This is a genomic window from Chryseobacterium sp. GW823-FHT05E08 (genome assembly GCF_058795655.1).
The window spans coordinates 30,154-43,976 of sequence record NZ_JBXAHY010000009.1 but is presented as its reverse complement, the minus strand read 5'-3'; the positions used below and the strand labels follow the sequence as shown (position 1 = coordinate 43,976).

Here is a 13,823-nt window from a genome sequence, read left to right as displayed (position 1 = left end):
TACAAAAAAACGTCTCCCAAATTTTGAGAGACGTTTTTTATTGTAAATCAATTTCTTATTTAAAATCTACAAGCTCAACATCAAAGATTAACGTTGCTCCTGGAGGAATTACTCCGCCGGCTCCGCTGTCTCCATATGCTAAATCAGAAGGAATATAAAATCTGTATTTAGCACCTTTGCTCATTAATTGAATACCTTCTGTCCATCCTTTTATAACAGATGAAATGTTTAATTCAATCGGTTTTCCACCTTGTTTTTCTGTAGAATCGAAAATGGTTCCATCCATCAATTTTCCGCTATAAGATACAGTAGCTGTGCTTGAAGCAGTAGGTTTTGCTTTTCCGTCACCAGGCGCAAGAACTTCATATTGTAAACCGCTTGCTGTAGTTGTTATTTTCTTGTTTAGCTTATTTTTTGTAAGAAATTCTGCTCCTTTCTTTTTGTTTTCTTCAGCTTTTAATTTGTCCTGAGCCTGTCTTTTCTCATTTTGTTTCTGCATGAAACCTTGTAAGAAAGTGCCCATTTCTTCTTTTGGTAATAATCTTGGTTTATCCGAAAGTTCATCTTTTATTGCCTGAGCCAAAAGATCTGGATCAATAGTAAGTCCTTGCTTTTTAAGATTTTGAGCAATGTCAAGACCTATGTAATAAGACGCTTTTTGGTCGTCAGTATAAGCTTTTTGAGCATAAGAAAAATTAATTCCTGCAAGAAGAACTAAAGTAACTAAGGTTTTTTTCATTTTTTTGTATAAATTATTATCTGTTGTAAATTTAAGCTTTTGTAATGGAATCCATGACAATTGTTACGGGTCCGTCATTAATTAGGGATACTTTCATATCAGCTCCAAAAATTCCGCTCTCCGTTTTTAGCTCTGATTTTGAAATTTCTTCTTTAAAATAATCAAAAAGAGGTATGGCTTTATCCGGTTTTGCTGCTTTGATGAAAGACGGACGATTTCCTTTTTTGTAATCAGCAATTAATGTAAACTGACTGATGCAAAGAATTTCTCCGGAAATATCTTTTACAGAAAGATTGAGTTTATCATCCTCATCACCGAAAATTCTAAGACTTAAAATTTTCTGAACAAGCCAATCTGCATCATTTTTTTCGTCATTTTCATCAATGCCTACCAAAAGCATTAATCCTTTTCCGATTTCTCCTACAATTTTACCATCGACTTTTACGCTCGCTTCTGAAACTCTCTGTATTACGACTTTCATCTTAATAATAGATATTTAAAACATTACTATTTGCATCATAATTAGACAGATAAGTCTTTGGTGGAATATTGGCAACTGCTGTTGGCTGTCCGGTTAATAAGATCCATTTTGCATTGTCTTTCGGGCATACCACGCTGATGTCATCTTTAACCTCAAGAGTAGTGTTGGTATCCGGGCAAATATGAGGTGCATTTCTATCATAAATTTTAAATGTCGTGCTTGAAGCTCTTACAACGATCAGCCCTCTGGTACCCGAACTTTGTTCATCAATGTATTTCCAGCCTCCAACCTGGTTCAGAGAATAGTAAGCAGGAAGATTAAGGTTTAATATTACACCAATGGGAGCGTTCGGAAAACAACTGACAGTATCTTCCCTGCTACCGCATGAATTTATAGTTAAATTACTGAATATCAGCAACATGAAAATAGATAAGATTGAGAAACTTTTTTTCATTTCAATTTAAATTTTTATATATTTGTAAAACTTAAACGATTATTACAACAAAACATTGTCCGGCAAATGTCGGATTATTTTTTTATACTAAAACTAAATTTTGAAAATTATGGCAAGCTATGTAACAAAGGAGGGTTTAGAGAAAATGAAAGCTGAGCTGGAACAGTTAGAAACTGTAGAGAGACCAAAAATTACTCAGCAGATTGCAGAAGCCAGAGACAAAGGAGATTTGTCGGAAAATGCAGAATATGATGCTGCTAAAGAAGCACAAGGTATGTTGGAAATGAGAATTTCTAAACTGAAAGACGTTGTTTCTTCTTCAAAAATTATAGATGAAAGCCTATTAGATACTTCAAAAGTTTCAATCTTAACAACAGTGAGACTTAAAAATAATGCAACAAACCAAGAACAGACTTTTAAATTGGTACCAGATAACGAAAGTGACTTAAAAACCGGAAAGATCTCAGTAAATACACCAATTGCTAAAGGTTTGCTAGGCAAAGTTATTGGTGACACTGCAGAAATTACCTTACCAAACGGAAACAAACTCTCTTTCGAAGTTTTGGAAATTACTTTATAAACTAAATATCTAACATCTAACATCTAATTTCTAATAAAGGATGAGTACAATATTCACAAAGATCATTAATGGCGACATTCCATCATATAAAATTGCAGAAAATGAAGATTTTGTTGCTTTCTTAGATGCAATGCCGTTAGTGAAAGGACATACTTTGGTAGTTCCTAAAAAAGAAGTTGACCTTATTTTTGATCTTGACAGCGAAGAGTATAAAAACCTTTGGGGGTTTGCTCAGGAAGTTGCCAAGAAAGTAAAGAATGCGATTCATTGCGTAAGAGTAGGGGTGGCAGTTGTAGGGTTAGAAGTTCCTCATGCACATATTCATTTGATACCATTAAATAACGTGGAGGAAATGAATTTTAAAAATGAGAGATTAAAATTAACAAACGAAGAGTATACCGAGATTCAAAACTCAATTATTAATTCTTAAAAAATAAGGAGATCGTAAAGAAGAAATTTTTTACGATTTTCTTTAACATATATATAATAGTATAAGATGAATTCAAACCAATGTTCTTTCTGTGGCAGAAAAAGAAGTGAAGTTCAAATGCTTATTTCTGGTCAGAACGGTTTTATTTGCGAAAATTGTATAGAACAGGCTCATTTAATTGTAAAGGATGGCGGTTCTAAAACAGAACAGTCTCCTGCAGAAAATATTGAAGAGCTGAAAAAGCCTAAAGAGATCAAAGAATTTCTTAATCAATATGTAATAGGACAGGATCAGGCAAAAAAACAATTGTCGATTGCTGTTTACAATCATTATAAAAGACTGCTTCACGCTCAGAACGAAAACAGAGAAGTGGAGTTGGAGAAATCAAACATTATCATGATTGGTGAGACGGGTACAGGAAAAACTTTATTGGCTAAAACAATTGCCAGAGAGTTGAATGTTCCGTTTTGTATCGTGGATGCAACGATTTTAACGGAAGCTGGATATGTAGGAGAAGATGTTGAAAGTATTTTGTCGAGACTTTTGATGGTTGCCGATTATGACGTAGAAAAAGCAGAAAAAGGAATCGTGTTTATTGATGAAATTGATAAAATTGCAAGAAAATCTGATAACCCGAGTCTTACAAGAGACGTTTCTGGTGAAGGTGTTCAGCAAGGTTTATTGAAATTATTGGAAGGAAGTATTGTGAATGTTCCGCCTCAAGGGGGAAGAAAGCATCCAGACCAAAAATATATTCAGGTAAATACTCAAAATATTTTATTTATTGCCGGTGGAGCTTTTGACGGGATTAAAGAGATCATCGAAAGAAGAATGAATAAGCAGGCAATAGGTTTCAGCTCAGAAAAGATCAATAAAGTAGATGAAGATGATTATGTATTAACAAATATTAATGCAATCGATCTTCGTACTTTCGGATTAATTCCCGAACTTTTGGGCAGATTTCCAATCATTACTTATCTCGATAAACTCACGAAAGAAGTAATGGTTCGTATCATGAAAGAGCCAAAAAATTCAATTGTGAATCAATTTGTGGAGCTTTTTAAAATGGATGGCACGAATTTAGTATTCACAGACGGTGCAATTGATAAGATTGTAGAAGAAACAATGGAGAAAGGTTTGGGAGCCAGAGGGCTTAGAGGAACCACTGAGAAAGTACTTGAAGACTACATGTTTTCAATAGGAGAGGAGAAAGAAATAGTATTAACCGAAGATAATATTTTTGTTAATAAATAAAATATATTTTTTTCCTTGAAAAAAAAATCTTACCTTTGCGGGTGAAGATTGTATTAACACACAAATAATTATATACAATGAGAAAAAGTTTATTTGCTATTGGTTTATTAGCAGCCGCTTATTCTGTTCAGGCGCAGAATGTTCTATTACACGTAGACGATACGGCTACTACGTTCGTGAGTAAAGGCACCCTAGTATTTTCTGGAGGTGGCGTACAAATGAGAGGAAATGGAATCGTTGAAAATCACGGTAACTTTATGGTTAGCGGGACTGCAACAGATTCTTTTAAGACAATTAGTACTGGTGGTGTAGACAAACCAGAAGGTTCCACAACTGCTAATTTCGTTAACAAATTAAATGATCCGGCTGCTTATGATCAGCCAGCTTCTTTAGATCCTGCAAACCCTAATTATACTTATGGACAGTTATATATTACTGGTGTTCCACAAAGTAATATTACAGGTATTGTTGATGAAGAAATGAGACAGATAAGACATGGAGATTACCAACAAATGGGTATGCCATTCTTTCAAAAGTCTGTTGCTTCTTTAGGGACTGAAGTTGGAAAAACATTCAGTAATGTAAGAGGATCTAAAAATGATGTTCTATTTTGGAGAAATAATCAAGTAGATGCCAATCATTTTAGTAACCTTAGCCTTCATAAATTTGGTGATGCTGCATTAGGTTATGCTTATTATATGATTGGAGGTCAGGGCCTTGATTTAACTACTACAAGAACAATAAAAGGACGTCCTCTTGCAGATGATGGATCCGTTATTGTTGCTTCTCCTACTTTAAGTGGAGCTGGTGCTAGCGTTAACTTTGGTAATTTCGGTCAAGGACATAATGCTTTCAATGAAGCATATAATACGTATGTTGCAGATGAGTTCAACGGAGCTTCTGGTAAATGGCAAGGTAACTATGGGAAAAATATGTACCAATTTGCTAACCCATATCTTACTAATTTAGATTTAACTAACATCGGGGTAGCTGAAGCTGGTGGTGATGGTGTAGTTCTAAATAATATCTATGGTGTAAGAACTGAAGCAACTGGAGTTCAGTATACAGGTACAGGTAGTACAGCTGCTGCTTATAAAGTAGTAACGTTCCTTTCTGGAGTTCCTACCGGAGATGTTGCATCTACAATTGTTAGACCTTTTGGTGCATTTACTATTAAACTTACTGATAATGTTAATACGGGTAATACTGTTCTTAACTTTGGTAATTTGAGAAGATTTAATTATCTTGGTAGATCATCAGGTACTCCTTATAGTGTTACTGCTGCTAAAAATGGAGCAACAGGAACTGTTAAGCAATTAGGAGTTATCGCTCTTGATATTAACGGTAAAGAATTGGATAGAACATATTATGTTGTTTATCCAAACGGTACTACAGGAAATACTTCAGCTCAGAAGACTCAATATACAGCTAGTACAGCAAATCTTCTAGGTACTTTTGAAGAGGCTCCAACAGGAGGTATTGATCCTAACTATAGCTCTAACTATTGGTTATATATCAACGAAGCTAACGAGAATGACTTTAAAGGTAAAAACGTTAGTTTAATGAATTATAGTTCTCAAATCAAGTCTTATAAATTTGAGATTAGAGAGAATGCACAATTAGTTGCTAACGGAGCACATCAGCTTTCAACAGGTGTTGGTTTCTATTACAAAGCTCCAAATGGAACTGTAATGCAAGCTAAACAAGGTGAAACAATTCCTGTTACCACTAATGCTTCACCATATGATTTATATTATGGAGAGCCTAATCGTGATGTCTTAGCAACTCAGAATCCTGTTAAGTCTTCAAGAACAATGGTTGTTTATAACCCGGAAATTACTAACTATATTGTTAGATTTGATCCAAACTGGAAAAAAGCAGATATTGAAGTTTATGATATGAGTGGTAAACTGGTAATCTCTAAAAAAGCAGTAAATACTTCTACAGATTTTGTAATTGAATTAGATAACTCTATTAAAAATTCTTACGTTGTAAAAATTGTTTCAGATAAGGGAGAAACTGTTAATACCAAAATCTTAAAATAAAATATATGAAAACTATAAATAAACTAGTAGGTACTTTTTTTCTTTTAATTGCATTTATGGGGCATGCACAGAAAACAATTGTTGTAGATGATCCAACTGTACAAGGAGTTGGTCCGGGGGTTTCCTCACCAATTGATATGTATGTTTATGCTTTAGGCGCTATTGCAATCATGTTTATTGCATTTTATACTAAAAGATATAAAGGTCAAAAAATATAAAATTTTATTAAAATATTTTAAACTCTCTGATTAATCAGAGAGTTTTTTTATTTTTACATTATGAAAAAGATTTACGTACTATCAGCAGTATTATCTGCATTTAGCTTACAGGCTCAGTTTACTGTTACAGTACAGACGCCTGCAGATTTTAAAGAGCAAGACGCTATTCTATATACTTTGAACGGGTCGAAAGATATCATTGCATCCAAAGAGCAGGTTAAAAACAATACTTGGACTTTTAAGTATCCTAAAAATTATTCGGGTATGATGAAGATCTACTTTCCGAATACTAATAATTCGATTAGTTTTATTTCAGAAGATAAAAATGTAAGTATAAAATTAGATACTCAAAATAATAAGGTTAAAGATATTATTTATCAGGATGAATCTAATGATTTAATGAGCAAGTTACAGGAAGGTTCTCAGAAAAAAGAATTGATTTTACCCGCTTTAACTCAGATTAAAGAATATTATAAAGACAATACTGATTTCGGAAAAGCTTTAAAAACTGAAATGGGCAGACTTTCTGGGGGGCTTAGTTCTGTTGATCAGGCTCAACATCCTTTTATTTATTATTATAATACTAATTACAGTAAGTTTTTATCGGCTGATAGCGCTAAAAAGGTTACCCAGGACGATATCGTTAACTTCCTTGATAAATCTAACGATCTTCTTGAAACCTCATCATTATTAAGACCTATACTTGTTGCTTACCTGAATACAGGAGGGAACACGAATGTGGGTGCTTCTGTAGACAAGCTTTTAGATACTTTAAAGGTAGAAACACCACGTGGACAAACTGTTTTATCTGAATTGATCGATATCTTTGATGTATACGATATGAATGAATTCAAGGATAAATATCTAGGTCTTGCTAAAAATCTTAAATGCACGATCAATGACAGGTTAGCTTCAACGATTAAATCGAATACAAATGTAGAGATGGGGGCGACTTTTCCTAATAATAAATTTCAGTCTCCTTTAAATACAACAGCAAAGTCATTGTATGATGTGAAAGCTGATAAGAAAGTGATTGTTTTCTGGTCGTCTACTTGTTCACACTGTGAAAGTGAACTTCCAAAATTATTGGAAAAATACAACGATTTAAAAGCTAAAAATATTCAGGTTGTTGGGCTTTCTTTAGATACAGATAAAGATTCATACAGCAAAAAAATAAGTGTATTTCCATGGATCAATGATTCGGAATTAAAGGGATGGAACAGTAGTTATGTAGATACTTACAATGTTCACGCAACTCCGACTTATTTTATTTTAGATGCTAACAATAAGATAATCAGCAAACCAGAACATGTAGGCGATGTTTTGGAATATTTTAAGATAAAATAATTTTGGTGGTAAGTAAATATTTTCTATATTTGCACCACCAAAACGGCGAGGTAGCTCAGTTGGTTAGAGCGCAGGATTCATAACCCTGAGGTCACGGGTTCAATTCCCGTCTTCGCTACAATAGCAAGAAAAACCGCAACATTAAGTTGCGGTTTTTTGCTTTTCTATATGTAAAGAATATCAACTTTGATATCCCAATAATTTTCTGATTTGATAGAAGAACCTCTCGATAAGTCTTAAATCCTGAGTTACAATTTCGGCACTACCTCTAAGCTCCTTATCAAAAACTAAGGTTTTATTATAACTTGTCTTTAATCCTTTAGGAAGAATAACGTCTACATAATAATTTCCTTTATCATCTGAAGAAAGAGAAATATTTTGAACCCTTCCTTCTACTATTCCATATTCCTGGAAGCGATAATTATCAAGTTTAATTAAAACTTTTTCTCCTGGAGTTATCTTCCCTGAGTTTACCGCCGGTACAGACATTCTGCCTACTAATTTATCCTTGTTTTTAGGAAGAATGGATAAAATAGCATCTCCGGTTTTTACAAACTGATTTTCGCCAAAAAACTGCTGAAAACTAGCCACACCATCTGTTGATGAAATAACCAGATAGTTCTGTTCCCATTGCTTCAAAGATTTTCTTAATTGCTCAAATAACTGCAATGTTTGTGAAGAGTAAGTGATTTTATCTTTTTCGGTATTAATAACAGTCCCACTTTTTGTTCTATTAAGATTAGAAATACTTTCTTCCATTTGTGATAATGAAATATTGATGTTTTCTAAATTCTGCTGAGCCTGTAAGTATTTGATTTTTTCATTTTCAAGTTCCATTGCAGCAATGACTCCTTGATTGAACAATTCTTGTGAACGTTGATAGCTCTTCTTCGTAATCTCATACTTTGCCTTTTCCAGACTTTTCTGCTGTTTCATCGTTAGAATTCTCATTCTATATTCAGATAGACTCTGATTTGCAGCTAAACTTTCCGGAGCATAAGGTTGTAGTCTTGTAAAAAGTTCTTCATCCTGAAAAGCTTTAGCAAAATTATTGTAATCACCCTGTAATTCGCCCAATTTGAAATGAGAACTCTGATGAACTGGAAATGAACCTAGCTGATTAGGAGAAATAGAGTCTACCAGCTTTTTAAGCTCTAAAATATCGTTATAATTTGCAGCAGACTGCATCACCATTAAGACCTGATTTTTTTTAACTTCCTGATGATCTTTAATGAATATTTTTTCAATTTTAGAACTGATTCTTGCCTCTAATTTTTCCGGAGGATTTTGTGACGTAACGACAATAGGAGCGGGGATAAATTCCGGATATTTTATTACATAACTCATTCCTAAAATAAGCAGAAGTATAATAAAAATAATGGTATTTCCCCAACGGATCATCCAGTGGGGCGGTTGTGTAAGAATGTCCTGAACACTTTCAGAACGTAATTCTATATTGTCTAAAATATCTTTGTTAGTTTCCAAGTTCTAATTGATTTTTTACAAGTCTGTAATATTCGCCTCTTAATGCCACTAATTCTGCATGACTTCCTTCTTCAACTACATTTCCTTTGTCTAAAACGATAATTTTGTCTGCATGTTTTACAGTAGAAAGCCTATGAGCAATCACAATGGCAGTTTTCCCCTTAAAGAATTGTTCCAGATTTTCCATAATGACTTTTTCATTGTTGGCATCTAAAGCGGATGTTGCTTCATCAAAGAAAATATATTCCGGAGATTTATAAACAGCTCTTGCAATGAAAAGTCTTTGTTTCTGACCTCCACTTACTCCTAAACCTTCATTTCCGATTTTAGTGTTGTAGCTTAATGGTAAACCTTCGATAAAGTCTTTAATATTGGCAATTTCTACGGCTTTTCTTAATTTTTGCTTATCAATATAATCTTCGCCAACTCCAATATTATTGGCGATAGTATCATTGAAAACATAGCCTTCCTGCATTACCACACCGCATTGATCTCTCCAAAATCTTGGAGAAACATTCTTTAGCTTTGTGTTTCCGATTTTAATGTCGCCTTCAGTTGGTTCATAAAACTTCATTAATAATTTTAAAAGCGTAGTTTTTCCACTTCCGCTGGCTCCAACAATAGCTGTTGTTTTTTGATACGGAATAGTTAAGTTTAAACCTTCAAAAACAAAAGCATCAGAACCAATATATCTGAATGACATATCCTTGATGTCTATATCTTTTTGAGGAATTTCGGCAACGTATTGTTCTTCTTTATTTTCTTCATCATCTTTATCGTGGATTTCACCTAGCCTTTCAAGAGAGATTTTAGCATCCTGAAATTGTTTAATAAAATCAATAAGCTGTAAAAGCGGACTGTTAAGCTGTCCGATAATATATTGAACGGAAAGCATCATTCCCAGTGTTAGATTTCCTTCCAAAACCAATTTAGCAGAAAGAAAACTTACCAGAATATCTTTCATTTGATTAATGAAATTTCCTCCCACCGATTGCCACTGTTCTAATGATAAAGATTTAATTCTAATCTTAAATAATTTAACCTGTAAAAACTCCCAGTCCCAGCGTTTTTGCTTTTCGGCGTTATGCATTTTAATTTCCTGCATTCCGTTGATAAGTTCAATCACTTTACTTTGTTCCTGAGAAACTTGTGAGAATCTTTTATAATCTAATTCTTTTCTTTTATTAAGGAAGAAAGTAATCCATCCGATATATAAAACAGCGCCTATCAAATAAACGACAAACAGCCTGTAATCATAAAACAAAAGAACAATACTGAAAATAACAAGATTCACCAATGAGAATAGGGTATTTAGAGATGAACTTGTTAAAAGCTGTTCTATTCTGTGGTGATCGTTGATACGCTGCATGATATCTCCGGTCATTCTGGTGTCAAAGAAACTTATGGGAAGTTTCATTAATTTAATAAAGAAATCCGAAATAATAGAAATATTAATTCTCGCAGAAAGGTGGAGTAGGATCCAGCTTCTTATCATTTCAATACCCATCCTGCCAAGGAAAAGCATGACTTGGGCTAATAAGACAACGTAGATGAAATTTAAATCCTGATTCTGAATTCCGACATCGACGATACTTTGGGTAAGAAAAGGGAAAATCAATGATAATAAACTTCCCGCTAAAAGTCCGACCGCTAATTGGGCGACTAAAGATTTATACTTTAATAAATATTTTGAAAGGAAAGTAAAACTTGCCTTGCTTTCCTGATCATCAAATTCAGTTTGAAAAAACGCTGGAGTAGTCTCTAAAATAAGAACGATACCTTCTTCTGTTTTTTCATTGGCATTTTCACCGATCCATAGTTTGATGAATTCATCTCGGGAATAGGTAATCAGCCCATAACTCGGATCTGAAATATATACTTTGTTATTTTTATCAATTTTATAAACGACTACAAAATGGTTTTTGTTCCAGTGAACAATGCATGGGAAGGGAACTTCTTCTGCAAGGGTTTCAAAATCAATTTGAACTCCCAATGAGCGAAAACCTAAGTCTTCCGCTGCATCGCTTAAACCTAATAAGCTACTGCCTTCTCTTGTAGTCTCAGAGAGGTTACGAATTTGCTGTAAGGAAATGCTTTTTCCATAATGTTTGCTTACGATACGAAGACATGTGGGACCGCAATCCTTGGAATCGGGTTGACGGTAGAAAGGAAAAGTTTTCAACTTCAATTATCTATCTATTTGTTTAAAATAAGTTGCCGCCATTTTTTGACGGCAACCTTTCTCTTATGTTTAAAAGTATATTAACTTTTAATGATTCTTAGTAGCAATATCTATTGCAATAACGTATGCAAAAGCTAAAACCAAAATCTGGATCTGGCGGGGAAGCTGTTTCGCAAGCTGCTAATGTCGTAAAGCATGCAGTAGATGCTGCCTGTCCTCTTGCACATTCTTCTGTGATTCCTCCTTTTACTGTTTTAAGGTTTTCTCGGGATAGTTTTCTTAGGTTTTTCATAGCTTAAAAAATTTGTGATTAATGGTATCGAAAATATGATATTAATTTTTAAGTATCAAAAAATAATATCATATTTTGTTATTTTGTTTGTGATCAGTGGTTTAACTTAGTCTATTGGATAGTAAGTACACAAATAGGTAGACGGGCTTGCTCCTGCAATTGTACGACATGCACCGTTTGCACAGCACCAGCCTGATCCGCAATCTCCATCTACTGGACACATTTTAAGACCTCCTTTAATTGATTTTAAATTTTCTCTTGAGATTTTTGTAAGATTTTTCATAATATTTGATTTATTGGTTGATTAAAATGGACATTGACTCTCTATTTGTTGTGGTGATCTGCACAACCCATCAAATTGACCGCCGTTTCTACAACAAATAGAAGTTCCCGGGCAATAATCATCATTAAATCTACATGCTAAACCGCCAGTTACTACTTTTAGTTGCTCTCTGTTTAGTTTTTTTAGATTTTTCATAATATAAATTGTTTTAAAATGATTTGGTGATTTTGAAATAAGTTTAATCAATTAAGATTCCACATGATGTTCCAACAGGAGTACATTTTCTAGTTATGGCGCACCAGTAATATCCAGCAAGGCACATCGGAATTGATCCCTGGATAGATTTCATGTCTTTTTTCGAAAGTTTTCTTAAATTTTTCATAGTAATAGTTTTTAGTGTTCCTACTCTTTTTAAGCTTTTCGGATACCGCTTATAATTTTTCCTAAGTTAGTGAATTTTTATAATTGGTGAATATTTTTATTTAAAACTCCTCGTCTTCTATTAAATCGGTAATGAAATACCAAATATCTTCACGATCATATTTTTCTGGGAACTGATGTCCGTTGATAATAAATACGGGTGTAAAGTTTAATCCGGCATTACTATTATCATGTGACATTTGAATCAGAGGATCCAGATTTTCCTGATTTGAACTTGTTCCCGCAATTTCTCTGATTTTGTTTTCGTTTTTGTTTTCAAACCAAGTATCTACGGTTTTTAGGAATTCTTTTTCCGGTTTGTTGTTGTAAATATGAGTGAAATCTGAGATCAGGTTGGTGAATTTTTCATCCGCTCTTTCCGGGGTATAATTAAATCTTATCTGAGCCGAAATATCATTAGGATATTTTTCTAACAATTGCTCTGTTATTTTGTGAGCATCTTTACAAAATCCACAGTACGGATTTGATACAATTGAAATATGAAGTTTGGCATCTTTATTTCCTAAAGAAAAAGTTTCGTTATCAGAAAATTGAATTTTTTCATTATCAGTAAGTTCTCTTTTGAAGAGATCATAATTTCTTTTGAACCTTAAATTCTTCGCATTAGATTTTTGTAATGTTTCTTTATGCTCAAGAACATTGTTTAAAAATAAAATAAGCGAAAAAGATGATAACCAAAGAATTATACTTAACAAAAGTATTTTGGAATCAAAAATAAGATTTTCAAAAAGGAAAAAACTGATGGCTATCTGAGCAACAAGAATAGAAATGATAATAAGACAAACTCGGCAGAAAGTTTTCTCAATAAAAGCCTGTACATAAACCGAATAGCCAATTGCAACCAACGATGCCAACGTAAATCCTTTAATTACAAATGCTGAACTTGGCAAAAATAGACCTAAAATAGAAATTCCTATAAAATAGATAAGAGAGAAATCTGAAAATTTAAGTCCAAGAATACTCGTTTTATCTTGATTGATAATTTTGTTACAAGAATTTACATTTTGAGTAGCTGAAGCACCAGCACCGCAAATACTTCCAATTACCGCAGAAATATTTCCAAATTTTTGATTGAAAATTTCAAGAGAAATATAAACCCCAATAATGGATAAAAGGTTGAATATAACGTTATACCAAGCATGATTTAGTAAAGAATAAGCCAATATAATCCCTAAAATTGCATAAACAAAAGGTTTAAAATTGGTAACAGACTTACTTTCGGCTTTCTCATCTTTTTCAAAAAGAAGCACAAAGTCTGTTGAGCTTTTATGAAGTTCTTCTTTATTTAAAGTTTTCGCTTTATCTGAATAAACGGAGTATTGCTCTCCTGCTTTTTTCACCAGGGAAAAGGAATTTTCAACAATGGCAATAAACTCTTCAGGCAGTTCGTCCCAATATTCTTTGTCTAATTCATAAGCATCATTTCGTACTCCCATAAAATTTAGCGTATCACTAAAAGCCAATGCTGACGGGTAATTCGGATGAGAATTGAACTGGAAAACGAATTCCTGCTTGTCAAGTTTAAGATAGTTGATGAGTTTATCAAAGGTCATGTTAATATTTTTAACTAAAATACGCAGATGTTTTAAAAA

16 protein-coding genes and 1 tRNA gene are annotated in these 13,823 nt (G+C 33.4%); 7 read left to right on the top strand and 10 right to left on the bottom strand.

Annotation, left to right across the window (positions count from 1 at the left end; all coding sequences use genetic code 11):
* Positions 1 to 55 precede the first annotated feature (55 nt).
* From AC1Q7L_RS21830 to AC1Q7L_RS21820, 3 genes are read right to left on the bottom strand one after another with little or no spacing between them, the layout of a single operon-like run.
* Positions 56 to 739 carry an FKBP-type peptidyl-prolyl cis-trans isomerase gene (locus AC1Q7L_RS21830; protein WP_492308011.1) on the bottom strand — a complete coding sequence of 228 codons (684 nt, stop codon included), beginning with the start codon at positions 737 to 739 and terminating at the stop codon, positions 56 to 58.
* A 31-nt stretch (positions 740 to 770) separates the two neighbouring features.
* Positions 771 to 1,220 (bottom strand): D-aminoacyl-tRNA deacylase, encoded by a 450-nt coding sequence (gene dtd, locus AC1Q7L_RS21825; protein ID WP_492308012.1) that lies wholly within the window; start codon positions 1,218 to 1,220, stop codon positions 771 to 773.
* A 1-nt stretch (position 1,221) separates the two neighbouring features.
* Positions 1,222 to 1,674, bottom strand: coding sequence for a hypothetical protein (locus tag AC1Q7L_RS21820; protein WP_492308013.1), 453 nt, complete (start codon positions 1,672 to 1,674; stop codon positions 1,222 to 1,224).
* A gap of 109 nt (positions 1,675 to 1,783) precedes the next feature.
* On the opposite strand from AC1Q7L_RS21820, the gene greA reads away from it, so the two are divergent.
* From greA to AC1Q7L_RS21785, 7 genes are all read left to right on the top strand, one after another.
* Positions 1,784 to 2,254 carry a transcription elongation factor GreA gene (greA, locus tag AC1Q7L_RS21815; RefSeq protein ID WP_410694188.1) on the top strand — a complete coding sequence of 157 codons (471 nt, stop codon included), beginning with the start codon at positions 1,784 to 1,786 and terminating at the stop codon, positions 2,252 to 2,254.
* A 40-nt stretch (positions 2,255 to 2,294) separates the two neighbouring features.
* Positions 2,295 to 2,684 carry an HIT family protein gene (locus AC1Q7L_RS21810; protein WP_492308014.1) on the top strand — a complete coding sequence of 130 codons (390 nt, stop codon included), beginning with the start codon at positions 2,295 to 2,297 and terminating at the stop codon, positions 2,682 to 2,684.
* A 66-nt stretch (positions 2,685 to 2,750) separates the two neighbouring features.
* Positions 2,751 to 3,938 (top strand): ATP-dependent Clp protease ATP-binding subunit ClpX, encoded by a 1,188-nt coding sequence (gene clpX / locus AC1Q7L_RS21805; RefSeq protein ID WP_492308015.1) that lies wholly within the window; start codon positions 2,751 to 2,753, stop codon positions 3,936 to 3,938.
* Between the two features lie 77 nt (positions 3,939 to 4,015).
* The gene (locus tag AC1Q7L_RS21800; RefSeq protein ID WP_492308016.1) at positions 4,016 to 5,983 is read left to right on the top strand and encodes a T9SS type A sorting domain-containing protein; all 1,968 of its coding nucleotides are present in this window, start codon (positions 4,016 to 4,018) and stop codon (positions 5,981 to 5,983) included.
* 5 nt (positions 5,984 to 5,988) lie between these two features.
* Positions 5,989 to 6,201 carry a hypothetical protein gene (locus tag AC1Q7L_RS21795; protein ID WP_066752461.1) on the top strand — a complete coding sequence of 71 codons (213 nt, stop codon included), beginning with the start codon at positions 5,989 to 5,991 and terminating at the stop codon, positions 6,199 to 6,201.
* A gap of 60 nt (positions 6,202 to 6,261) precedes the next feature.
* A complete protein-coding gene (locus AC1Q7L_RS21790) occupies positions 6,262 to 7,548 on the top strand; it encodes a peroxiredoxin family protein (protein ID WP_492308017.1) in 1,287 nt (428 codons plus the stop codon).
* Positions 7,549 to 7,592: 44 nt separating this feature from the next.
* Positions 7,593 to 7,666 (top strand) — tRNA-Met (locus tag AC1Q7L_RS21785).
* 62 nt (positions 7,667 to 7,728) lie between these two features.
* Here the strand turns inward: AC1Q7L_RS21785 and AC1Q7L_RS21780 are convergent.
* The 7 genes from AC1Q7L_RS21780 to AC1Q7L_RS21750 all read right to left on the bottom strand — a co-directional run bounded on the left by AC1Q7L_RS21780 (position 7,729) and on the right by AC1Q7L_RS21750 (position 13,784).
* Entirely contained in the window at positions 7,729 to 9,033 is a 1,305-nt protein-coding gene (locus tag AC1Q7L_RS21780; RefSeq protein WP_492308018.1) for an HlyD family secretion protein, read from the bottom strand.
* Complete coding sequence (locus AC1Q7L_RS21775) at positions 9,023 to 11,215, bottom strand: peptidase domain-containing ABC transporter (RefSeq protein ID WP_492308040.1); 2,193 nt, start codon at positions 11,213 to 11,215, stop codon at positions 9,023 to 9,025. The genes AC1Q7L_RS21780 and AC1Q7L_RS21775 overlap by 11 nt, the downstream gene beginning before the upstream one ends.
* A 97-nt stretch (positions 11,216 to 11,312) precedes the next feature.
* Positions 11,313 to 11,507, bottom strand: coding sequence for a bacteriocin-like protein (locus AC1Q7L_RS21770; protein WP_410694195.1), 195 nt, complete (start codon positions 11,505 to 11,507; stop codon positions 11,313 to 11,315).
* Positions 11,508 to 11,613: 106 nt separating this feature from the next.
* Entirely contained in the window at positions 11,614 to 11,790 is a 177-nt protein-coding gene (locus AC1Q7L_RS21765; protein WP_492308019.1) for a bacteriocin-like protein, read from the bottom strand.
* 21 nt (positions 11,791 to 11,811) lie between these two features.
* Complete coding sequence (locus tag AC1Q7L_RS21760; protein WP_492308020.1) at positions 11,812 to 11,985, bottom strand: bacteriocin-like protein; 174 nt, start codon at positions 11,983 to 11,985, stop codon at positions 11,812 to 11,814.
* Positions 11,986 to 12,028: 43 nt separating this feature from the next.
* On the bottom strand, positions 12,029 to 12,172 hold the full coding sequence (locus AC1Q7L_RS21755) for a bacteriocin-like protein (RefSeq protein ID WP_157885961.1): 144 nt from the start codon (positions 12,170 to 12,172) through the stop codon (positions 12,029 to 12,031).
* Positions 12,173 to 12,272: 100 nt separating this feature from the next.
* Positions 12,273 to 13,784, bottom strand: coding sequence for a thioredoxin domain-containing protein (locus AC1Q7L_RS21750; protein ID WP_492308021.1), 1,512 nt, complete (start codon positions 13,782 to 13,784; stop codon positions 12,273 to 12,275).
* Positions 13,785 to 13,823 lie beyond the last annotated feature (39 nt).